The organism is Tanticharoenia sakaeratensis NBRC 103193 (assembly GCF_000963885.1).
In the GTDB taxonomy this organism is placed as follows: Bacteria; Pseudomonadota; Alphaproteobacteria; order Acetobacterales; family Acetobacteraceae; genus Tanticharoenia; species Tanticharoenia sakaeratensis.
In genome coordinates this window covers 67,516-88,603 of the sequence record NZ_BALE01000002.1, presented here as the reverse complement: position 1 = coordinate 88,603, position 21,088 = coordinate 67,516, and the positions used below count along the sequence as shown (strand labels likewise).

At 64.9% G+C, this 21,088-nt stretch carries 19 protein-coding genes; 10 read left to right on the top strand and 9 right to left on the bottom strand.

What is annotated here, in order from left to right; all coding sequences use genetic code 11:
* Window positions 1-535: 535 nt before the first annotated feature.
* The 3 genes from B8446_RS00580 to cysG all read right to left on the bottom strand — a co-directional run bounded on the left by B8446_RS00580 (window position 536) and on the right by cysG (window position 3,959).
* Window positions 536-1,945 carry a class II fumarate hydratase gene (locus B8446_RS00580; RefSeq protein ID WP_048846128.1) on the bottom strand — a complete coding sequence of 470 codons (1,410 nt, stop codon included), beginning with the start codon at window positions 1,943-1,945 and terminating at the stop codon, window positions 536-538.
* Between the two features lie 118 nt (window positions 1,946-2,063).
* Window positions 2,064-2,396 (bottom strand): UrcA family protein, encoded by a 333-nt coding sequence (locus tag B8446_RS00575; protein ID WP_048846125.1) that lies wholly within the window; start codon window positions 2,394-2,396, stop codon window positions 2,064-2,066.
* A 186-nt stretch (window positions 2,397-2,582) separates the two neighbouring features.
* Window positions 2,583-3,959 carry a siroheme synthase CysG gene (cysG, locus tag B8446_RS00570; protein WP_048846123.1) on the bottom strand — a complete coding sequence of 459 codons (1,377 nt, stop codon included), beginning with the start codon at window positions 3,957-3,959 and terminating at the stop codon, window positions 2,583-2,585.
* Between the two features lie 160 nt (window positions 3,960-4,119).
* Here cysG and B8446_RS00565 point away from each other — a divergent pair, with 160 nt between their 5' ends.
* The 10 genes from B8446_RS00565 to B8446_RS00520 all read left to right on the top strand — a co-directional run bounded on the left by B8446_RS00565 (window position 4,120) and on the right by B8446_RS00520 (window position 13,915).
* On the top strand, window positions 4,120-4,800 hold the full coding sequence (locus B8446_RS00565; RefSeq protein ID WP_048846121.1) for a phosphoadenylyl-sulfate reductase: 681 nt from the start codon (window positions 4,120-4,122) through the stop codon (window positions 4,798-4,800).
* A gap of 112 nt (window positions 4,801-4,912) precedes the next feature.
* The gene (gene cysD, locus B8446_RS00560; protein WP_048846186.1) at window positions 4,913-5,707 is read left to right on the top strand and encodes a sulfate adenylyltransferase subunit CysD; all 795 of its coding nucleotides are present in this window, start codon (window positions 4,913-4,915) and stop codon (window positions 5,705-5,707) included.
* Window positions 5,708-5,716: 9 nt separating this feature from the next.
* Complete coding sequence (gene cysC, locus B8446_RS00555; RefSeq protein WP_148505776.1) at window positions 5,717-7,612, top strand: adenylyl-sulfate kinase; 1,896 nt, start codon at window positions 5,717-5,719, stop codon at window positions 7,610-7,612.
* Entirely contained in the window at window positions 7,602-8,627 is a 1,026-nt protein-coding gene (locus B8446_RS00550; protein ID WP_048846116.1) for a sulfate ABC transporter substrate-binding protein, read from the top strand. Before cysC ends, B8446_RS00550 begins: the two co-directional genes overlap by 11 nt.
* 5 nt (window positions 8,628-8,632) lie before the next feature.
* Window positions 8,633-9,463, top strand: coding sequence for a sulfate ABC transporter permease subunit CysT (gene cysT, locus B8446_RS00545; RefSeq protein ID WP_048846114.1), 831 nt, complete (start codon window positions 8,633-8,635; stop codon window positions 9,461-9,463).
* Window positions 9,460-10,317, top strand: a complete 858-nt coding sequence (locus B8446_RS00540; RefSeq protein ID WP_048846112.1) for a sulfate ABC transporter permease — start codon at window positions 9,460-9,462, stop codon at window positions 10,315-10,317. Before cysT ends, B8446_RS00540 begins: the two co-directional genes overlap by 4 nt.
* Window positions 10,314-11,348: a sulfate/molybdate ABC transporter ATP-binding protein gene (locus B8446_RS00535; protein ID WP_048846110.1), complete on the top strand. Its 1,035-nt coding sequence runs from the start codon at window positions 10,314-10,316 to the stop codon at window positions 11,346-11,348. Before B8446_RS00540 ends, B8446_RS00535 begins: the two co-directional genes overlap by 4 nt.
* Window positions 11,349-11,435: 87 nt before the next feature.
* Window positions 11,436-11,759, top strand: coding sequence for a DUF2849 domain-containing protein (locus B8446_RS00530; protein WP_048846108.1), 324 nt, complete (start codon window positions 11,436-11,438; stop codon window positions 11,757-11,759).
* Window positions 11,752-13,428: a nitrite/sulfite reductase gene (locus B8446_RS00525; RefSeq protein WP_048846106.1), complete on the top strand. Its 1,677-nt coding sequence runs from the start codon at window positions 11,752-11,754 to the stop codon at window positions 13,426-13,428. Before B8446_RS00530 ends, B8446_RS00525 begins: the two co-directional genes overlap by 8 nt.
* Complete coding sequence (locus tag B8446_RS00520) at window positions 13,415-13,915, top strand: DUF934 domain-containing protein (RefSeq protein ID WP_048846104.1); 501 nt, start codon at window positions 13,415-13,417, stop codon at window positions 13,913-13,915. Before B8446_RS00525 ends, B8446_RS00520 begins: the two co-directional genes overlap by 14 nt.
* A gap of 199 nt (window positions 13,916-14,114) precedes the next feature.
* On the opposite strand, the gene acs is transcribed toward B8446_RS00520, so the two are convergent.
* From acs to B8446_RS00490, 6 genes are read right to left on the bottom strand one after another with little or no spacing between them, the layout of a single operon-like run.
* Window positions 14,115-16,013 carry an acetate--CoA ligase gene (acs, locus tag B8446_RS00515; protein WP_053053584.1) on the bottom strand — a complete coding sequence of 633 codons (1,899 nt, stop codon included), beginning with the start codon at window positions 16,011-16,013 and terminating at the stop codon, window positions 14,115-14,117.
* 41 nt (window positions 16,014-16,054) lie between these two features.
* Window positions 16,055-16,828 carry an SDR family NAD(P)-dependent oxidoreductase gene (locus tag B8446_RS00510; protein ID WP_048846102.1) on the bottom strand — a complete coding sequence of 258 codons (774 nt, stop codon included), beginning with the start codon at window positions 16,826-16,828 and terminating at the stop codon, window positions 16,055-16,057.
* Window positions 16,829-16,856: 28 nt separating this feature from the next.
* A complete protein-coding gene (locus B8446_RS00505) occupies window positions 16,857-17,957 on the bottom strand; it encodes an ABC transporter ATP-binding protein (protein WP_048846100.1) in 1,101 nt (366 codons plus the stop codon).
* A gap of 47 nt (window positions 17,958-18,004) precedes the next feature.
* On the bottom strand, window positions 18,005-18,832 hold the full coding sequence (locus B8446_RS00500) for a carbohydrate ABC transporter permease (RefSeq protein ID WP_048846098.1): 828 nt from the start codon (window positions 18,830-18,832) through the stop codon (window positions 18,005-18,007).
* Window position 18,833: 1 nt separating this feature from the next.
* Window positions 18,834-19,718: a carbohydrate ABC transporter permease gene (locus B8446_RS00495; protein WP_048846096.1), complete on the bottom strand. Its 885-nt coding sequence runs from the start codon at window positions 19,716-19,718 to the stop codon at window positions 18,834-18,836.
* A 10-nt stretch (window positions 19,719-19,728) separates the two neighbouring features.
* Complete coding sequence (locus B8446_RS00490) at window positions 19,729-21,075, bottom strand: ABC transporter substrate-binding protein (protein WP_048846094.1); 1,347 nt, start codon at window positions 21,073-21,075, stop codon at window positions 19,729-19,731.
* Window positions 21,076-21,088 lie beyond the last annotated feature (13 nt).

Below are 21,088 nucleotides of genomic sequence, written 5' to 3'. Positions count from 1 at the left end.
GCCGACGCTTCCTAGGACATCGGCGGCGTCCAGTGACGTATGATCTCGAAGCGGGACATAGGGACCGCCGGAGCACCCGGCAACAGTGACCCTCGTCAGTTAGACCACATGGGCCAGGTTCATGATATGGACTACTCGGGAGTGCTGTCAAACACTTCCAGGAAACGGCGCAGGGTCAAGGCGCGCGCCGGGGCAGTCAAAATCCCGGCCCTCGAAGGAGACGCAGGCTGCGTGCCCAACAGAACGCGCGCTGTCACGCATTTTGACAGATGCGCCACCTCCGATATGGTGCCGCGCACCGAGACTGCAGGTCGTTTTTCCGTCGATATTGCCGGATCTCATGACGTTTCCTGATATCTGTTCGCAACAGGCAGGCGATAGTTCTATTCAGTCATCAGGGTAGGCAGCCAGCAGGCTGACGGCGATGTCCGCCGGAATGCGGTGTTGCCTTGACCGTCTGGAGCTCTTCTCCGGCGTCTCCGACTTCATCACGGCTGCTTGATCTGGCGTCCCGCGTGTCCGGCGGCGTGCGGCCTTACGCGCTGCCGTCGGTTTGCGCGCCGGTCATGGCAAGCGGATTGACCAGGCGATCGAACGTCTCTCCGTCCACCACGCCGAGGTCGATCGCGGCCGTGCGGGCATCGAGCCCATGCTCTTCGGCATGGTGTGCGACGCGGGAGGCGGCGTCGTAACCGATTTCAGGGCTGAGCGCCGTGACCAGCATGAGAGAGCGCGAAACCATGTTCTCGATCCGGGCGCGGTCCGGCTCCATGCCCTCGACGAGGAATCGACGGAAATTGGTCGCGCCGTCGCGAAGCAGGATGAGGGAGTTGATGATGTTGAACGCCAGCAACGGTTTGTAGACGTTCATCTCCAGCATGCCGGATGCCCCGCCGAACGTCGCTGCCACGTCATTTCCCATGACCTGAACCGCGATCATCGCCAGTGCCTCGGCCTGCGTCGGATTGACCTTGCCCGGCATGATGGACGAGCCGGGCTCGTTCTGCGGCAGCTTCAACTCGCCGATTCCCGCGCGCGGTCCGCAGGCAAGCAGCCGCAGGTCGTTCGCGATCTTGTAGAGACCGACGGCCACCAGACGCAGCGCGCCCGAACAGTCCACAAGCGCATCATGGCTGCCCTGATGCGCGATCTTGTTCGCAGACTCGGTAAACGGCACGCCCGTTACGCGTGCAATCTCGGCGCAGGCATGAGCCCCGAACCCGGGTGCCGCATTCACGCCGGTCCCGATCGCAGTGCCTCCCAGAACCAGCGGATACAGGCCTTCGACCGCACGTTTCACGCGTGCGATCGAGTCGTCGAGCATCCCGACATAGCCGGTCATTTCCTGACCGAGCGTCATCGGCACGGCATCCTGCAGATGCGTGCGGCCGATCTTCACGATTGAACGCCAGTCATGGGCGTTCCTGGCGAATGCGGCCCGCAATGCCTCCAGCGCCGGGATCAGGCCGCGGGTCGCCTCCAGCGTGCAGGCGATATGAATGGCTGCCGGGAACGTGTCGTTCGAGGACTGTGCCATGTTGACGTGGTCGTTCGGATGAACCGGTTTCTTGCTGCCCAGAGGCTCTCCCGCCATCTGGCAGGCGCGATTCGAGATCACTTCGTTGACGTTCATGTTGAACTGGGTGCCCGATCCGGTCATCCAGACATGAAGCGGGAACATGTCCCGATGCTGACCTGCGCGCAGTTCGTCGCAGACCGAGACGATCATGTCGCGAATCGTGCGATCGAGCCGACCGCCTGTGCAATTGGCGTCGGCGCTCGCATGCTTGATGAGGGCATAGGCCTCGATCAGTTCGGGCGGCATGAGGTCGCGCCCGATGCTGAAATGATGCAGCGACCGTTCCGTCTGTGCGCCCCAGAGCCTGTCGGCCGGAACCGCGATCTCGCCCATGCTGTCGCGTTCGATACGTGTGTCGGATCCCATCAGCCGCGTGCCTTCCTCAACTCGGTCATCCTGTCGGGACGACATAGCCTGACGCGGGGTGGAAGGCGAACGCGACATCTTGAAAGGCAGCCCGGGATGTCGCGTGTTCGATCGACCCTCAGTGCGCGTTGGAAGCGACTTCCGTGTAGGCATGCTGCTCAAGGGTCTTGTGCGTCAGTTCGCGGCGTGCATCCCGAAAGGCCTGACGCTGGCAGGCGAGGCGATCGTCGACGCTGTCATTCGCGCCAATCTTTGCGCAGATATGCTCGGCGGCGAGACCCAGGCGTGCTCGGGCTTCCGTCTGACCCTGTGCCGTTGCGAGGTTGAGGTCTGCCAGGCTGACGACCTGCGAGGCGCTGTCGTTCTGAACGGACTGGGCACGTGCCGGGACAGTGGCCGCAAGGGTCGCGCCGATGATGATCGCGGCGGTGCAGAAGAAGAAGCGTGTCATGGCAATGTTTCCTGTCGAAAGTGGACACAGGAGACATTGCAAGCGTCGTGCCAAATTCAGATTTCAGACGTATCCCATTCAAATGAAAGGGAAAAACTTCCGGAAGAATTTCGGCCTTTCAAATATTTCGGAAATGACACCACTTTATGACTTTACGGGCCGGGAGTTGGCGAAAAAAACCAAATATCACAAGACGACCCGTTTTTCGACAACCTCACCCACGATGATCAGCGCCGGGCTGCGTGCCTGTACCGCATGGTCGGGCAGGGTCTGGAGTGTTCCGGTGATGACCTGTTGGCCCGGCTGGGTTCCGCGCTCGACCACGGCGGCCGGCCAGCTGCCGGGTAGCCCGTGGGCCATCAAGGCCGCGCAGAGTTCGCGCAGACTGCTGAGACCCATATAGAAGACGACAGTCTGGCCGCGTCGCGCGATGCTGTCCCACGGCAGGTCGAGCGTGCCGTCGGCGCGGGCATGGCCGGTCACCAGCAGACATGCCTGGGCGCAGTCGCGATGGGTCAGGGGAATGCCGGCATAGGCTCCGCATCCGCTGGCCGCCGTAACGCCGGGCATGACGCGGACCGTAACCCCCGCTTCGGCCAGGGCCGCCATTTCTTCTCCGCCCCGGCCGAAGACGAACGGATCGCCGCCCTTCAGGCGCAGCACGCGCTGCCCCATCCGGGCACGCCGGATCATCTCGGCGTTGATGTCGCCTTGCGGCATGATGTGATGGCTCATGCGCTTGCCGACGAACACGCGCTCCGCATCGCGCCGTACACGCTCCAGAATCGGCTCCGGAATGAGCTGGTCATACAGGACGCAATCCGCGTTCTGCATCAGGCGTAGGGCCCCCAGTGTCAGCAGATCGGGATCGCCCGGTCCCGCGCCGACCAGCCAGACTTCTCCCTGTCGGGCCGCGCCCTGGACTGCGGCGGCAAGCGCTTGGTCGGCCTGTGCTTCATCGCCACGAAGGGCGGCTTCGGCGCCCGGACCATCCACGAAATCTTCCCACGCGCGTCGGCGTGCCGGGCCATCCGGTGCGGTCCGACGCATCCAGGGCCTGCGGGATTGCATAAACCGGGCGAGGGCTCCGGTCGCTTCCGGTACGAGGGTCTCGATCTGCGTGCGCAGGCGCCGTGCCAGGACGGGAGCTGCCCCGCCGGTCGAGATGGCGATCTGGACGGGATGGCGATCGACGATCGCCGGCGTGATGAATGTCGAAGGCTCGGGGTCGTCCACCGCGCAGACCGGGACATTGCTGTCTCGGGCAATGCGTGCCGCGAGCCGGTTGACGCTTTCGTCGTCCGTTGCCGCGAATACCAGCCGCATTCTGGGGATCAGGGTCGAGAGTGTTTCTGTTTCCGCTGCCTGCGCCAGATGGGAGAGTCTGCCCTGCTCGAGCCATTGCACGATCTCCGGCGCGAGATCAGGCGAAAGTACCGTGATATTCGCGGAACGGGGAAGCAGCAGGCGGATCTTGTTCGCGGCGACGTTGCCGCCACCTATGACGAGAACCGACGCGCCATCGAGGCGTAAGGCAACAGGCAGGTAGCGCGGTTCGGTCATGGGCGGCGGTCTCTGATGAATGACGGTTCGTCGTGATGGTATGGCTTATATGCGCACAGTCGCTAGCATATCTGTCGAATTGCTGTTGAGGGCGCGGTTACGCGCTGATACACACCCGACCCTGTGCACATTTGTCGGGCCTTAGGATACGCACTCTGCCATGAGTATCTCGGACACTGAATACGCGCGTCTGGCAGCGCTTCCGTCGAGCGCCCTTCTGGAAGGGGCGATCGCGTCCCTGCGCGGGCGTCTCGCCGTGGTTTCGTCGTTCGGCGCGGAATCGGCGCTGCTTCTGGCGCACGCGGCGGATATCGACCGCGACGTTCCCGTCCTCTTTCTCGAGACCGGCAAGCATTTCCCCGAGACGCTTGCCTATCGCGATACGCTGGTGGCGCGTCTGGGTCTGCGGGATGTCCGCTCCATCACGCCCGATCCCGCAGCCCTTCAGGCGCGCGATCCGCAAGGGCAGCTCTGGGCGTTCGATACCGACGCCTGCTGCGCGCTGCGCAAGGTGGAGCCGCTCGATCGTGTCGTGGTTCCCTTTGATGCGTGGATCACCGGACGCAAGCGGGCCCAGGCGGCCACGCGCGCCGCGATGCCGCTCGTCGAATGGGAGAAAGGTGGCAAAGTGAAACTGAACCCGCTCGCCAACTGGACGCCACGGGAGATCGACGCTGAAATGGCACGGCGTGACCTGCCGCGTCATCCGCTGACAGCGCGCGGCTACCTGTCGATTGGCTGCGCGCCCTGCACGCGTGCCACGGCGGAGGGGGAAGACCCACGTGCCGGACGCTGGGCCGGGCAGGAGAAGACCGAATGCGGCATTCACCAGCCCGCCTGAACCCCGTCATGTCCGACCTCGACCATCGCTCAACCGTTCCGGAAGGATCCCTCTCATGACCGCAGACCTTCTCACGGAAGCGCCCTTGCCGTCGTCCGTCTCCACCCGCCCGATGGATGATCTCGACCAACTCGAGGCGCAGAGCATCTTCATCCTGCGCGAGGCCTATCGGAAGCTGAAGCCGCTCGCGATGCTCTGGTCGCTGGGCAAGGACAGCAATGTCATGGTCTGGCTGGCGCGCAAGGCGTTCCTCGGCCGTGTGCCGTTTCCGGTCATGCACGTCGATACGGAGAAGAAATTCCCCGAGATGTATGCGTTCCGTGACGAATACACGAAGCGCTGGAACCTCGACCTGCTGCTCGGCTACTGCCCGCCGGTCGAGGAGATCGATCCTTCCCTGCCGCCGGCCGCGCGTTCGGCCGCACGCAAGACGGCGGGGCTTGCGAACCTGATCGAGAAGCATCGCTTCAAGGGCGTGATTGCCGGCATTCGGCGTGACGAGCAGGCCACGCGCGCCAAGGAACGCGTGTTCAGCCCGCGCGGCGCGTCCCATAAATGGGACGTGCGCAACCAGCCGCCCGAGTTCTGGGACCAGTACGCAACGCCGCATGAGGAAGGGATGCACATTCGCGTCCATCCGCTGCTGGCATGGCGCGAGATCGATATCTGGCGCTATATCGAGCGCGAGAACATCCCGCTGGTCGATCTCTATTTCGCGAAGAACGGCAAGCGCTACCGCTCGCTCGGTGATCAGGACATCACAAACCCGGTCGAGAGCAATGCCTCCACCGTGGCGGAAGTCATCGCCGAACTCGAAGGCAGCAACACGTCCGAGCGTGCGGGTCGCGCGATGGACCACGAATCTGAAGACGCGTTCGAGCGTCTGCGCGTAGCAGGATATCTCTGAACCATGGACATGAACGCGCCTCACTCCGCGCCGGCCCCTCAGGCGAATGCCCTGCGCCTGCGTGACGCCGCAACCCCGATCGTGATCGTGGGGCATGTGGACCATGGCAAGTCGACCCTGATCGGCCGCCTCCTGCATGACACCGGGAGCCTTCAGGACGGCAAGCTCGCGCAGATCGTGGAGAGCAGCCGCAAGCGCGGGCTCGCGGTCGAATGGAGCTTCCTGCTCGACAGTCTGCAGATCGAGCGCGATCAGGGCGTGACCGTCGATTCGACGCGTATTCCGTTCCGCATGGACGGCCGCGAGTTCGTCATCGTCGATGCGCCGGGCCATCGCCAGTTCCTGCGCAACATGATCACGGGCGCTGCCGACGCGGAGGCCGCCGTTCTGGTGGTCGATGCGCTCGAGGGCGCGCAGGAACAGACGCGGCGTCATGCGATGCTGCTGCGCCTGATCGGGATCAGCCACGTGATCGTGCTGATGAACAAGGTCGATCTGCTCGGCTACGATCAGGAGAAGGTCGCGGCGGCCGAGGCTTCGGTGCGCGCGCTGCTGGGCCAGCTCGAAATTCCGGTCGATGCCGTGGTGCCGGCGTCTGCGCGCGAGGGCGACAATATCGCCGAGCGTTCGCCCAACATGCCCTGGTATCGCGGCCCGACACTGACCGAGGCGCTGGCCGATGTGCCGGCACCGTCCTCGCGATCCAATCTCGCATTCCGCATGCCGGTGCAGGACGTCTATCGCTTCGACGACGTACGCTTCGTGGCGGGACGCGTGGAGCGTGGCCAGATCAAGGTCGGCGACACGGTTGTCATCGGCGCGCATCGCACGATGGCGCGGGTGGCTGAAATCGGGGCCTGGCATGCGCCGGTGCAGGCTGCGGCCATTGCAGGCCAGTCCACGGCGCTGCGTCTCGAACCCGATGTCATTCCCGACCGTGGCGATCTGCTGCATACGCCTGATGCGCCCCCCTTGCGGGCCGCGCGTATCCGCACGCGTCTGTTCTGGCTGCGCCAGGAGCCGCTGCGTGTGGGCGAGAGCTTCACCCTGCGTCTGGCAACCGCCGAGCATCAGGTCACCGTCGCCTCCATCGACGCCGTGGTCGACATGGACGACCTGACCGAGCGTCCCGCACAGGAGGTGCCGCCGGAAGGCATCGCCGAGATCACGCTGGCGGCGTCGGAAGCCATCCTGTTCGATCCGTTCTCGCCGGGTTCGAGCGACGGGCGCGGCGTGCTGGTCGATCGCCTGCAGCGGATCGTGGGCGGTGCGCCCCTGATCGGGCCGGCGGAGCTGGCGCCGGGCGAGCGTTCGATCCACCCGACGGCAAGCCGGATCGAGGCGTCCGACCGGGCGCGGGCACGCGGCCATGAAGCGGGCGTCTTCTGGATGACCGGCCTTCCGGGGTCCGGCAAGAGCACGATCGCGCGTGCCGCCGAGACGATCCTGTTCTCGCGCGGGATCGATGCCGTGGTACTGGACGGCGATACGTTGCGGGCCGGTCTGTGTGCGGACCTCGGATTCTCGGCTGAAGCACGGGCCGAAAACATGCGGCGCGCGGCGCATGTCTCGAAGATCCTCAGCGATTCGGGGCAGGTCGTGATTGCGGCTCTAGTCTCGCCATCCGCTGCCGAGCGGGCGGAAGTCGGCCGGATCGTGGGCGAGGGATTTGCGGAAATCCATGTCGCGACCGATCTTGCGACATGCGAGGCGCGCGATCCGAAGGGCCTGTATGCGCAGGCCCGGGTCGGGAAGATCCGCGACTTCACCGGGATCGATGCGCCGTATGACGCGCCGACGGCTCCGGCGCTGTCGATCTCGACCGCCGATGTCAGTGTCGAGGTGGCAGCAGCACAGCTCGCCGACTTCATCGAGCAGAAAGTGCGGGTGCGCGATGCCGGTTGATATCGGGCGGCGCGGCGCGCTCGCCGGCGGTCTGGCACTGGGCGCTGCCGGGCTTCTGGCCCGGCCGACCCCGGCGCAGGCCGCGACCATGCTGCTCAACGTGTCCTATGATCCGACACGTGAGCTGTACGCGGAAATAGACCGGGCCTTCATGGCGGACTGGGCGCGCGCTCATGGCGGCGAGGTCGTCATGGTCCGCACATCCAATGGCGGCTCGGGCGCGCAGGCGCGTTCCGTGCTGGACGGTGCACCGGCGGACGTCGTGACGCTGGGCCTCGGCTACGATATCGACATGCTGGCGGCCCATGGGTTGCTGGCACACGACTGGCAGCTGCGTCTGCCGCATCAGTCGACGCCGTTTTCCAGCACGATCGTGTTCCTCGTGCGCCACGGAAATCCGAAGAAGATCCATGACTGGGGCGATCTCATCCGGTCCGACGTGTCGGTCGTCACACCGAACCCGAAGACGTCCGGCGGCGCGCGATGGAATTTCCTGGCAGCCTGGGGATGGGCCGCGCGCCAGCCCGGTGCAAGTGCGCAAAGCGCTCAGGACTATATGAAGGCGCTGTTCGCGCGCGTGCCCGTGCTCGATACCGGTGCGCGCGGTGCGACCAACAGCTTCGTGCAGCGCGGCATGGGCGACGTGCTGGTTGCCTGGGAAGACGAGGCGCTGCTCGCCGTGCGCGATATCGGCAACGGCGCCTTCGATCTGGTGCGCCCGTCGATCAGCGTTCTGGCTGAACCACCGGTCGCGGTGGTGGATCGCAATGTGCAGGCGCACGGCACGCAGGCGCAGGCCGAAGGGTTCGTGCGTTTCCTCTACACGCCGGCGGCCCAGGAAATCGGGGCTAAGCATTATTTCCGCCCCAGCGATCAGGCCGTCGCCGCGCGGCACGCTGATGTCCTGCCGCCGATCGACACGTTCGACATTTCGAGCTTCGGCGGATGGTCCGCAGCCCAGGCGAAGTTCTTCGCCGATGGCGGTGTTTTCGACCAGATCTACACGCCTCATTGACGGCCATGGTCTCTCGGACGGCAGCCGGGCACCTGCCGGGCTTCCGGCTGGCGCTGGCGTCCACGCTCGTCTGGCTCGGTCTGATCGTCGCCTTTCCGCTTGCGGCGCTGATCGCCCGCCCGTTCGCGGGCGGGCTGCATCCGTTCATGCATGCGCTGTTCGATCCGCGCCTGCTCGCGGCCCTGCGGGTCAGCTTCGGCAGCGCATTCGTTGCGGCGGCGATCGACCTGCCGCTCGGCCTGCTGCTGGCATGGGCCGTGGTCCGCGCGAAGGTGCCGGGCCATCGCCTGATGGACGCCCTCGTGGAACTGCCGCTCGCCCTTCCCACATCGGTCAGCGGTATCACGCTTGCAACGCTCTATGGCCCGCGCGGCTGGTTCGGAGCGCCTCTGGCGCATCTGGGCCTCAAGGTGGCCTTCGCACCTGCGGGGATTGTGGTCGCCCTGATGTTCGTGGGTATTCCGTTCGTGGTCCGGTCAATCGCCCCGGTTCTTGCCAATGCGCCCGTGGAGCTTGAGGAAGCCGCGCAGACGCTGGGTGCGAGCCGGTCGCAGACGCTGTGGCGCGTCGTCCTGCCGCCGCTGCTGCCGGCTGGCCTGACCGCTTTCGGCCTCGCGTTCGCGCGTGCCGTGGGCGAATACGGGTCGGTCATTTTCATCGCAGGCAATCAGCCGTTCCGCAGCGAGATCGCACCGCTTCTGGTGGTCATTCGCCTGCAGGAATTCGATTACGCCGGCGGTGCCGCCGTCGGGTTGATCCTGCTGCTGGCGTCGCTTGTGATCCTGCTCGCCCTCGGTGCGCTGCGGCGACGGTTTCATCACTGGATCGCGGCATGAGCCGGGTGGATGCCGCGGCCGGCAAAGGCTCCCTGAATACAAAGGACGGCGTGAGCCGTGCCGTCGTCGCCGTGCTGGCCTGGGTGCTGGCGCTCGGGCTGCTCGTTGCGCCGGTCGTCCTCGTATTTGCCGAGGCCTTGCGTCACGGCGGGGCCGCGGCACTGGCGAGCTTTTCCGATCCGGACGCCTGGTCGGCCATCCGCCTGACACTCGTGATGACGGTCCTGGCGGTCGCGATCAACACGGCGTTTGGCATTCTCGCGGCGTGGCTCGTGACGAAATACCGCTTCTCCGGGCGCGGCGTCCTGCTGGCCATGATCGAACTGCCGCTCAGCATCTCGCCGGTCGTGGCGGGTCTTGCCTGGGTGCTTCTGTTCGGCCTGCAGGGCTGGTTCGGACCGACACTTGCCCGCTGGCATGTCGATATCGTCTTCGCGCCGCCGGGCATTCTGCTGGCGACACTGTTCGTGACCTTCCCGTATGTCACCCGCACGCTCACCCCGCTTCTGGAGGCCCAGGGCGCGCAGGCGGAGGAAGCCGCGAGCGTGCTGGGGGCGGGGATGTGGTCCACCCTGTGGCGCGTCACGCTGCCGGGTGCCGCATCGGCGCTGGCGTCGGGTGTCCTGTTGACGACGGCGCGTGCGTTGGGTGAATTCGGGGCGGTGTCGGTCGTCTCCGGCCATATTCCGGGGCTGACGGAGACCATGCCGCTGCATATCGAGACTTTGTATAACGGCTATCAGAGCGTCGCCGCGTTCAGCATGGCGGCCCTGCTGGCCCTGTTCGCGATCCTGATCGTTGCTCTTCGCGGCCTGGCAGGCGGCCGCAGGCCGATCGAGGATGGACTGGCATGAGCGTGCGTCTGGATGCCATCAGCCGCCGCAATGCGGCAGGCGGCCTGATTCTCGACGATGTCTCGCTCGAAATCGAAACGGGCGAGTTCGTGGCTCTCGTCGGCCCGTCCGGCGCCGGCAAGACATCGCTGCTGCGCGTGATCGCCGGGCTCGACGCACAGTCGGGCGGCACGGTCGAGATCGACGGACGCGACATGAGTGCGCTGCCGGCGCGTGCGCGGGGCTTGGGCTTCGTCTTTCAGAACTATGCGCTGTTCGGGCATCTGTCGGTTGCCGCCAATATTGCGTTCGGCCTGCGTGTCCTGCCTCGGAGCCTTCGACCGTCACGCAGTGAGATTGCATCGCGCGTCGACGAACTGCTGGACCTGATGCAGCTTCCCGGTCGGGGGCGCGACTTTCCGGCGCAGCTGTCGGGCGGCCAGCGTCAGCGCGTGGCCCTGGCCCGGGCACTGGCGACGCGACCGCCGGTCCTGCTGCTGGACGAGCCGTTCGGCGCGCTGGATCCAATGGTGCGCAAGAGCATCCGCACCTGGCTGCGCGATCTGCACGACAAGCTGGGCCTGACGACGATTCTCGTGACCCATGACCAGCAGGAAGCCCTGGAAATTGCGGATCGTCTGGCGGTAATGGCGGACGGGCAGCTGGTTCAGGCGGGCGCGCCCGATCTGCTGGAAGCGCGGCCTGCCACGTCCTTCGTCATGGATTTCCTTGGCGATACCGTGCGGATAGAAGGTGCCGTGCGCGGCGGTGTGTTCGAGCCGGAGCCTGCGTTCGCACTGCCGGTCGCGGTCAACGTCAGCGATGGCCCGGCGACGCTCATGATCCGCCCGCACGATATCGACCTCGTGACCGGCCCGGCCGTGCTCACGCCCCTGGCGACGCATGGCGGCTTCGCGCGTTACAGGGTGGGAGATGCCGTGACGGTTCATGTCCCGGTTCATGTTGCGGACAGGGTTCCCGTTACGGGGGCGGCGCTCGATCTCGGGCGCGGTCATCTGTTTCGTTCGGGAAAATCGATTAACACGATCTAATTTCGTGATTTGCGCCTTGTTACGCAGGCAGCGCCGTATTACATCAACTCCCCCTGACAAAAAAGGACGACGGAGCGACCGCCCTTCATGGCCGACAGAAGTGACCGACGCGACGCAGACGGCAGATCCGTCCTGACTGCCAACCGACTGCTGGACGGACGTATCGTCTGGCGGACCGATGCGGGTTGGACGGATGTGATCGACGCGGCCGACATCGTCTCGAATACCGATGTGGAGGATGCGATCGCGAAGGCACGGGCGCATGCGCAGGCGGATGGTGTGGTCGGTGTCTATGGCGTCCAGATCGGGGAGGATGGTCGGCCCGTCACGGTGCGCGAGCGTATCCGGGCATTCGGCCCCAGCACCCATCCCGCATTCGCGACCCTTGCGAAAGGCGATCATCATGTCTGAGACCCGACCCGTCGGCCATTATGCGTATGATTCGGTGGACCGGCGCTTTCTCGCCGAACGGATCGACGAATTCGCCGATCAGGTGCGCCGCCGCATCGACGGCAGCCTGACCGAGGACGAGTTCAAGCCGCTGCGCCTGATGAACGGCCTGTATCTCCAGCTTCATGCCTACATGCTGCGGATCGCCGTGCCTTATGGCATCCTCGATGCCCGGCAGGTCCGGATGCTGGCCGAGATCGCGCGCGACTACGATCGTGGCTATGGCCATTTCACAACCCGGCAGAACATCCAGTTCAACTGGATCCGCCTGGAAGACACGCCCGACATCCTGCGCAAGCTGGCCTCGGTCGACATGCATGCGATCCAGACCTCCGGGAACTGCATCCGCAACGTGACGTCGGACGAGTTCGCAGGGGCTGCCGCCGACGAACAGTGCGATCCGCGCGTTCATGCGGAAATCCTGCGCCAGTGGTCGACGCTGCATCCGGAATTCACGTTCCTGCCGCGCAAGTTCAAGATCGCGATTTCCGGCAGCCCGCAGGACCGGGTCGCGGCCCGGTTCCACGACATCGGCATCCTCGCCAAGCCCGGCGCCGATGGCCCGGTGTTCGAGATCTTCGTGGGCGGCGGCATGGGCCGGACGCCGGTCGTGGGACAGAAGCTGTTCGATGCCGTCCCCGAAGCCGACCTGCTGGCGACGCTGGAAGCGATCGTGCGCGTCTACAACGCCCACGGCCGGCGCGACAACATCTACAAGGCGCGCATCAAGATCCTCGTGCAGGCGCTGGGGATCGACGCCTATCGCGAGGCGGTCGAGGCCGAGCTGGCGCAGATGGATCGCGCCACCTATCACCTTTCCCCCGAGACGGTGGCCGCGATCCGGGCGCGGTTCGCAACCCCGGATCTTGCAGCGCCCGACGATGCCGCGGCAAAGCTCGCACGTGATCGGGCGGACGATCCGCTGTTCGATGCCTGGGTGCGTGCCAATACGCATCCGCACCGTGTGCCTGGCCGGATCAGCGCCGTCATTTCGCTGAAGCCCGCGGGCGGCATTCCAGGCGATGCGACTGATCGGCAGCTCGATGCGATCGCCGACCTGGCCGAGCGGTTCTCGTTTGGCGAAGTGCGTGTCACGCATTTGCAGAACGTGGTCTTCGGCCATGTCCGTCAGGACGAACTGCGCGCGCTGTGGCTCGCCCTGTCGGATGTGGGGCTTGCAACGCCGAATATCGGCCTGATCGGCGATATTGTGGCGTGCCCCGGGCTCGATTACTGCGCACTCGCGAACGCACGCTCCATTCCGATCGCGCAGAAGCTGGGCGCACGGTTCGCGGACATGCGGCTGCAGGCGGAAATCGGCCGGGTACAGATCAATATTTCCGGCTGCATCAATGCCTGCGGTCACCATCATGCCGGGCATATCGGCCTGCTCGGCGTGGACAAGCGGGGCGTCGAATATTTCCAGATCACGCTCGGTGGTCGCGCGGACGAAAAGGCGGCGATCGGCCATATCCTCGGCCCGGCATTGCGTGAGGACGAGACGGTGGATGCCATCGCGCGGCTGATCGACACCTATCTGGAAAAGCGTGTCCAGGGCGAGAGCTTTCTCGATACGCTGGACCGAATCGGCGATGCGCCGTTCAAGGAGGCCGCTTATGAAGCTGCTTGAAAACGGCGCTGTCGTGACAGACAGCTGGATCACGCCGGAGCAGGCCGAGGGCCCCTGGGCCGACGCGCCGGCCATTGTGGCCGTCGAGGAGTATGCGGCAGCGAGTGCGCAGAAGCGCAATCAGCCGGTGGGCGTGCGGCTGCAGCCGGATCAGGATCCTGCGGTCCTGAAGCCCTGGCTTGCCGATCTTCCGCTGGTAGCCGTGACATTTCCGATCTTTCGCGACGGCCGCGCTTTCACGCAGGCGCGTGCCTTACGCGAATACCTTGGATTTTCCGGCATCATTCGCGCCGAGGGACACATCCTGCCCGACCAGTATGGCTTTCTGCTGCGCTGTGGCGTGACCAGCGTGGCATTGCCGGATGATGCGGATGTCGGCGTCTGGGAGGCGGCTGCATGCCGGTTCGACATCGCCTATCAGCATGGTCTGAAGGACGGACCCGCAATCGGCGTCGGCCTGCGTCGGCACCTGCATCTCGTGGACTGAATCCGGGATCCAGTAATCAAGGCGACACTGGAAGCCTGAGGGGCTCTGCTCCAGACATAATCTGTCAGAACCGCGACGGCCCGGTCCGGGCACATCGCTATCACTTAGGCCCGAACTGAAGTGCCATTCGACAGGATGCCTGCTGACTGCGCCTGAGCGCAGTCACCGGATCGCGTGCTTTTAGTCGAACCCTCGATGTTCAGCCCAGGATTTTCGCGATCAGCGCCGGCACGAGCTCCGGATCGGCCAGCGTGGAGAGATCGCCCAGGCCTTCCGTTTCGTTGCAGGCGATCTTGCGCAGGAGACGCCGGACGATTTTGCCCGATCGCGTCTTCGGCAGGTCGGGCACGACGAAGACCTGCTCCGGTGCCGCATAGCGACCAACCCGCTTCCCGACGGCCGCGATCGCCTGCTTCGCAAGCGCCTCGGCACGTTCGGCATCGTCGGCGGCTGCCGTCTCCCGCGGCACGACATAGACCACGATGCCCTGACCTTTCAGGTCATGCGGAATGCCGATAGCCGCGGATTCTGCGAAAACATGTTCCGCCGCCAGCGCATCCTCGATTTCCGCCGATCCGATGCGATGGCCCGAGACGTTGATGACGTCATCGACACGGCCCGTGATCCACAGATCGCCGTCCTCGTCCCGTCGTGCGCCGTCGCCGGTGAAATAATAGCCGGGGTAGGGATCGAGGTACGTCGTGCAGAACAGCGCATCGTCACGCCAGATCGTGCGGGCCTGACCGGGCCAGGCATTGGTGATGCACAGGACGCCTTCGCCCGCACCCGTGATCGGCTGCGCGCGCTCGTCCAGAAGGATCGGCTGAACGCCCGGCAGCGGCCGCATGGCAGCGCCGGGCTTGGCGGTGCCGGAGCCCGGGATCGGCGCGATCATGATGCCGCCCGTCTCGGTCTGCCACCACGTATCGACAACCGGACAGCGTCCCTTGCCGATCACGGTCGAAAACCACGTCCATGCCTCGGCGCTGATCGGCTCGCCCACCGTGCCGAGAACCCGCAGCGCGCTGAGGTCGTGCCGCGCCGGCACATCGTCGCCTTCGCGCATCAGCGCACGGATCGCGGTCGGCGAGGTGTAGAGTGTGGTCACGCGATGCTTCTGCGCGACATCCCACCAGCGGCCCGGATGCGGGTGCGAGGGCATGCCTTCGAAGATCAGGATCGTGCCGCCATTGGCGAGCGGTCCATACGTCAGATACGAATGACCGGTAATCCAGCCGATGTCGGCGGTGCACCAGAACACGTCGTCCTCGCGATGGTCGAACGCCAGCGCATGCGTATAGGCGGCCCAGAGCAGATAACCACCGGTGGCATGGACCATGCCCTTGGGCTTGCCGGTGCTGCCGGACGTGTAGAGCAGGAACAGGTTGTCGTCGGCACTCATGGGCTCCAGCGTGCACGCGGCCGAGGCGACTTCGAGCAAGGGCGTGAGCGCGTGGTCGCGGCCCGGCGTCATGGGCGCGTCCTCGCCGGTCACGGCCACGACCAGAACGGTCTCGACGCTTTCGCCACGCAGGGCAATCGCGCGATCCATCGTGGCTTTCAGCGGGATCTGTTTGGCGCCACGGCGGCCCATGTCGGCGGTGATGACCAGCCTGGCTCCGCTGTCGGCCAGACGGTCCGCCAGCGCCTCGGCGGAGAAGCCGCCGAACAGCACGACGTGCATTGCCCCGATGCGCGCGCAGGCCAGCATGGCGATGACGCCTTCGGGAACCGATGGCAGGTGGATGGCGACCCGATCGCCCTTGCCCACGCCGTGGTCGCGCAGGACATTCGCCATCCGGCAGACCTGCGCATGAAGATCGCGATAGGTCAGGCGCAGGACCGTGTCTTCGTCTTCGCCCTGGAAGATCAGGGCAACCTTGTCGCCACGCGTTGCGAGATGCCGGTCAAGGCAGTTGGCGGAGGCATTCAGCAGCCCGTCGGAAAACCAGCCGCGTCCATTGCGGGCATGGCTGGGCGGCGCGATCCACTCCAGGCGCCGTGCCTCGTCGGACCAGAAGGTTTCCGGGTCACGGGCGGCGCGTGTTGTCAGGTCGGCAAAGCGGGCGGGGTCGAGGAGGGCGTTCATGTCGGACATGAATCCAGAACTATCATGAACGCCCGGAAGTGAAACAGAGCTTACCAGACGGTGAAACCGGCATCGACGTTGACGACGGCGCCCGTCATGAGGCTCGCGGCATCGGATGCGAGGAACTGAACGACGGATGCCACCTCATCCGGCTGTCCGACGCGCCCCATCGGCGTGCCGGCGATCCAGGCATCGTAGAGGGCCGGCTTGGCCATGCCGAAGCGCGTCAGCGTCGTGTCGATATAGGTCGGTGCGACGACGTTCGCGCGGATGTTGTGCGGGGCCCACTCCGCCGCAAGCGAACGGATATACTGATGAACGCCGGCCTTGGATGCGTTGTAGGCCGCCTGCTGCTGCGGACGGTTGACGATCAGACCCGACATCGACCCGATGGCCACGATCGCGCCGCGTTTGTGGGCGATCATGTCCCGGCCGAATGCCTGGCAGCAGCGGAACATGCCGTTGAGGTTGATGTCGATCTGCCGCGTCCACTGCGATTCCGTCATTTCCTCGGCCGGGACTTCGGAGATGCAGATGCCGGCGCTGCAGACGAGGATCTGCGGCGTGCGTCCCGAACTGTCGAGTGTCTCGACAGCGCGATCCACGCTTTCGCTGCTGGTCACATCCAGCACCACGCTGGACGCCTGGAAGCCCTGCGCCCGAAGTTCGGCCGCCGCTTTTTCGGCGAGCGCCTCATCGAGATCCGCGAGCACGACATGCGCGCCGGCTTCCGCAAGCGCGGTTGCGCTGGCGAGGCCGATATTCTGCGCCCCGCCCGTGATCACGGCGCGGCGCCCGTCGAGACGGAGTTTTTCCATATACATTGACGTCAGGTCCTTGAATGATCCGGAATCAGGCGAGGAGAGGGTGGCGGGCGTGGGCTGCGAGAGCCAGGCCGTCAGCGCCGAACAGATGGCAGTGGCGTGGCGGCAGGCCAACGGACACGCCGGAATCCAGCGGGTGGTCCGCCGCACCATCGCTCTGCGCGACAAGAAGCTGGCCATCGCGCAGGCGAATGTGGAACAGCGTCGCAGCCCCAAGGCGTTCGACGATCTCGACCTGTCCTGCGAGACCCGGCTCGTCGAGCGCCACATGTTCCGGCCGGATGCCGAGTGTCAGGGCCGTTCCGGCAGGCGTGTTCGAGCCGTCGACGGGAACATCCAGAAATGTCTCGTCAGGCAACCGCACGGTCACGCTCTCGGTCGATGACGTCTCCACGACGACCGGAATGAAATTCATCGGCGGAGACCCGATGAATTTTGCGACGAACAGGTTGCGCGGGTGGTGATAGAGCTCGAGCGGCGAGCCGACCTGTTCCACGACGCCGCCCTGAAGCACCACGATCTTGTCGGCCATCGTCATGGCCTCGACCTGATCGTGGGTGACGTAGATGGTGGTTGCGTTCAGGCGCCGGTGCAGTGTTGCAAGTTCGACGCGCATCTGGCCGCGCAGGGCGGCATCGAGATTCGACAAGGGCTCGTCGAACAGGAAGACCTTCGGATTGCGCACGATGGCGCGGCCGATCGCGACACGCTGGCGCTGTCCGCCCGAGAGCTGACCCGGCTTGTGGTGCAGATAGGGCTCGAGCTGAAGGATCCTGGCGACGTCGCGTATTTTCGCCGATCGCTCGCTGGCGGGCATGCCTGCGAGCTTCAGGCCGAACTCCATGTTCTTGTAGACGTCCATGTGCGGGTAGAGCGCGTAGGACTGGAACACCATGGCCAGCCCGCGCTTCGCCGGCTCGACATCGTTGACCCGCCGGCCGTCGATCAGCAGGTCGCCCGCCGTGATGTCCTCAAGTCCCGCGATCATCCGCAGCAGTGTCGACTTGCCGCATCCCGACGGACCGACGAACACCACGAACTCGCGGTCCTCGATGGTGAGCGAGACCCCCTTGATGATCTCGTCTTTCAGATATGTCTTGCGGATGTCCCGCAATTCAACAGTCGCCATCTAGCGGCTCCAGAGCGTCTTGAGTGTAGGACAAGGGTAGGCGGCGGTCATTTCACGGCACCGAACGTGAGTCCGCGGACGAGCTGCTTCTGGCTGAACCAGCCGAAGACGAGGATCGGAGCGACGGCAAGGGTGGACGCGGCCGAGAGCTTGCCGAAGAACAGGCCCTCGGGAGACGAGAACGACGCAATGAACGCGGCCAGCGGAGCTGCCTGCGACGATGTCAGGTTCAGCGACCAGAAGGACTCGTTCCAGCACAGGATGATCGACAGCAGCGCCGTGGAGGCAATGCCGGGCAGGGCGAGCGGCAGGAGAACCAGCGTCATTTCCTGCCAGCGCGAGGCGCCATCCATGCGGCCGGCCTCGAGGATCGGCGCCGGCACTTCGCGAAAGAACGTGAACAGCATCCAAACGATGATCGGAAGGTTCGTCAGCATGTCGACGATGCCAAGACCCGTCAGCGTGTCGAGCAGATGCGTATTGCGCGCCAGCAGGTAGATCGGGACGAGCACGCCCACCGGCGGCAGCATGCGTGTGGAGAGCATCCACAGCAGGGTGCCGCGCGTCCGCTGCGAGGGGATGAAGGCCATCGCATAGGCCGCGGGAACCGACAGGGCGAGGGCCACGATCGTGGCGCCGAGCGAGATCGCTACGGTATTGAGCGTAAAGTGCCAGTAATTGGCGCGGGCGAAGACCTCATGATAGCTCGCAAGCGACGGACGGAAGATGAATTGCGGCGGTGTCGCGATCGCATCGACTTCCGTCTTGAAGCTTGTCAGCGCCATCCAGGCGATCGGGAAAAACACCCAGCACGCAATGGCCCAGCCCAGGAGGCCGATGGCAAAAGTGTGGGATTTCGGGCGCTTGATGGCCATCTCACACCTCCAGATTGCGCGCTACAGCACGCACGAGGAACACGGCGACGATATTGGCGATGACGATAGCCGCCATGCCGCCTGCCGATGCGCCGCCCACGTCGAACTGCAGGAGTGCACGGGCATAGATCAGGAACGCGAGGTTGGTGGATGCGACACCCGGGCCGCCGGCCGTCGTGACCGAGATTTCCGCAAAGATCGTGAGCAGATAGATCGTCTCGATCATGATGACGACCGTGATCGCCCGCGCCAGATGCGGCACGATGATGTAGCGGAACCGGGCAACCGGGCCCGCGCCGTCCATGCGGGCGGCTTCCTTCTGCTCGCTATCGAGCGACTGCACGGCCGTCAGCAGGATGAGGACGGAGAAGGGCAGCCATTCCCAGGCCACGATCATCATCACCGTCGCCATGGGGAATTGCTGTAGCCAGTCGACAGGTGTCAGGCCGACCGCGCGCATCATCGATGAATACACCCCGTAGATCGGGTGCAGCATCAGGTTCTTCCAGACGAGGGCGGCAACGGTCGGCATCACGAAGAAAGGCGAGATCACGAGAACCCGCGCGATGCCGCGACCGAAGAATTCCTGATCGTAGAGCACGGCCAGCAGCGTGCCGATCCCGACGCTGACGAACAGCACGCCAGCGACGAGGACCAGCGTGTTGATCAGGGACGTGATGAAATCGGGATCGGTCAGGAGGTAGCGATAATTGTCGATGCCCGCGAAGCCATGCAGCGTGGGATCGACCAGGTTGTAGTTCCTGAACGAATACCACAGCGTCATGACCAGCGGGACGATCGACCAGATGAGCAGGATCACGACCGCTGGAGACAGCATCGCAAGTCCGGCCCGATCGACGCGTCCAGTTCTGGCAGCGGTCGTCATGACAGTCTCCTCAGCCTCCGAGATGCGTCTGCCGGGCCGTGCGGGTGACCGACGACTGCGCGGATTTCAGGGCCTGATCGACCGTCGTCTGGCCGGACAGGGCCGCCGCCACGATCTGGCCGACCTGGGTTCCGATCGCCTGGAACTGCGGAATGCCGACGAACTGCGCACCGGTATAGGGACGCGGGTTGGCGGTCTGTCCGTTCGGATCGGCGGTGTTGATCGCGTTCATGACGAACGACGCGAACGGCGCCGCCTTCTGGTAGGCCGGGTTCGCATAGGTCGAAGCGCGGGTGCCAGCAGGCACGGCAACCCAGCCCTTCTGCTGCGCCACGAGCTGCACGTATTCCTTCGACGTGGCCCAGGTGACGAATGCCTGAGCTTCGGCCTGGTGTTTGGAGCTTGCCGGAATGGCGAGGTTCCAGCTCCACAGCCAGGTCGGTCCCTTGCCGTACGGGCCCTTGGGGCTCGGCGCGAACCCGACTTCGCTTGCGACCTTCGACTGTTTCGGATCGAACAGGAGGCCGCCCGCCACGGTGGAATCGATCCACATGCCACAATGACCACTTGCGAAAAGGGCAAGGTTTTCATTGAAACCGTTGGAGGTCGCGCCCGGAGGGCCGTCTTCCTTCAGGCCCGAGACGTACCAGTTCACGGCGGCCTTCCAAGGCGCCGTATCGACCGTCGCCTTCCAGCCCTGTCCGAACCACTGACCGCCGAACGTATTCACGAGCGAGGTCAGATAGGCCATGTTCTCGCCCCAGCCCGGCTTGCCGCGCAGGCAGAGCCCGTAGATCTGGTTCGATTTGTCCGTGATCTTGTCGGCATATTGACGGATTTCATCGTAGGTGGGCTGCGACGCCATCGTGATCCCGGCCTTCTTGAACAGGTCGGTGCGGTAATAAGTCATGACGCTTTCCGCATAGAACGGCAGCGCATAGATCTTCTGGTCGACGCTGATGCCTTCGCGGACCGGCGGCAGGATATCCGACACATCATAGGCCGCATCGGGCGTGATCTGCGTCAGCCATTTCTGCTTGGCCCAGATCGGCACTTCATAGTTGCCGATCGTCATGACGTCGAACTGACCGGCGCTGGTGGCGATGTCGGTCGTCACGCGCTGCCGCAGGACGTTCTCTTCCAGCGTGACCCAGCGGATGTGGATGCCGGGATGGGTCTTTTCGAACTCCGGCGTTAACTGTTGCATGATGATCATGTCACCGTTGTTGACCGTGGCGACCGTCAGCGTGGTGTCGGCCCGGGCGGCGGCGCTCCCGAGGGCTGTGGACGCGGCGAGGGTCGCGAGCGTGAAGAGGCGAAAGCGAGACTTGTTCGCGTCCGAAACGAAAGCAGGCATAAGGGCAGTCCTT

What these genes read in the sequence shown, in the direction of transcription:
- B8446_RS00580 (WP_048846128.1), bottom strand. Translation starts at nt 1,945, where the DNA reads ATGGGATCCGACACACGTATCGAACGCGACAGCATGGGCGAGATCGCG.
- B8446_RS00575 (WP_048846125.1), bottom strand. Translation starts at nt 2,396, where the DNA reads ATGACACGCTTCTTCTTCTGCACCGCCGCGATCATCATCGGCGCGACC.
- cysG (WP_048846123.1), bottom strand. Translation starts at nt 3,959, where the DNA reads ATGACCGAACCGCGCTACCTGCCTGTTGCCTTACGCCTCGATGGCGCG.
- B8446_RS00565 (WP_048846121.1), top strand. Translation starts at nt 4,120, where the DNA reads ATGAGTATCTCGGACACTGAATACGCGCGTCTGGCAGCGCTTCCGTCG.
- cysD (WP_048846186.1), top strand. Translation starts at nt 4,913, where the DNA reads ATGGATGATCTCGACCAACTCGAGGCGCAGAGCATCTTCATCCTGCGC.
- cysC (WP_148505776.1), top strand. Translation starts at nt 5,717, where the DNA reads ATGAACGCGCCTCACTCCGCGCCGGCCCCTCAGGCGAATGCCCTGCGC.
- B8446_RS00550 (WP_048846116.1), top strand. Translation starts at nt 7,602, where the DNA reads ATGCCGGTTGATATCGGGCGGCGCGGCGCGCTCGCCGGCGGTCTGGCA.
- cysT (WP_048846114.1), top strand. Translation starts at nt 8,633, where the DNA reads ATGGTCTCTCGGACGGCAGCCGGGCACCTGCCGGGCTTCCGGCTGGCG.
- B8446_RS00540 (WP_048846112.1), top strand. Translation starts at nt 9,460, where the DNA reads ATGAGCCGGGTGGATGCCGCGGCCGGCAAAGGCTCCCTGAATACAAAG.
- B8446_RS00535 (WP_048846110.1), top strand. Translation starts at nt 10,314, where the DNA reads ATGAGCGTGCGTCTGGATGCCATCAGCCGCCGCAATGCGGCAGGCGGC.
- B8446_RS00530 (WP_048846108.1), top strand. Translation starts at nt 11,436, where the DNA reads ATGGCCGACAGAAGTGACCGACGCGACGCAGACGGCAGATCCGTCCTG.
- B8446_RS00525 (WP_048846106.1), top strand. Translation starts at nt 11,752, where the DNA reads ATGTCTGAGACCCGACCCGTCGGCCATTATGCGTATGATTCGGTGGAC.
- B8446_RS00520 (WP_048846104.1), top strand. Translation starts at nt 13,415, where the DNA reads ATGAAGCTGCTTGAAAACGGCGCTGTCGTGACAGACAGCTGGATCACG.
- acs (WP_053053584.1), bottom strand. Translation starts at nt 16,013, where the DNA reads ATGTCCGACATGAACGCCCTCCTCGACCCCGCCCGCTTTGCCGACCTG.
- B8446_RS00510 (WP_048846102.1), bottom strand. Translation starts at nt 16,828, where the DNA reads ATGTATATGGAAAAACTCCGTCTCGACGGGCGCCGCGCCGTGATCACG.
- B8446_RS00505 (WP_048846100.1), bottom strand. Translation starts at nt 17,957, where the DNA reads ATGGCGACTGTTGAATTGCGGGACATCCGCAAGACATATCTGAAAGAC.
- B8446_RS00500 (WP_048846098.1), bottom strand. Translation starts at nt 18,832, where the DNA reads ATGGCCATCAAGCGCCCGAAATCCCACACTTTTGCCATCGGCCTCCTG.
- B8446_RS00495 (WP_048846096.1), bottom strand. Translation starts at nt 19,718, where the DNA reads ATGACGACCGCTGCCAGAACTGGACGCGTCGATCGGGCCGGACTTGCG.
- B8446_RS00490 (WP_048846094.1), bottom strand. Translation starts at nt 21,075, where the DNA reads ATGCCTGCTTTCGTTTCGGACGCGAACAAGTCTCGCTTTCGCCTCTTC.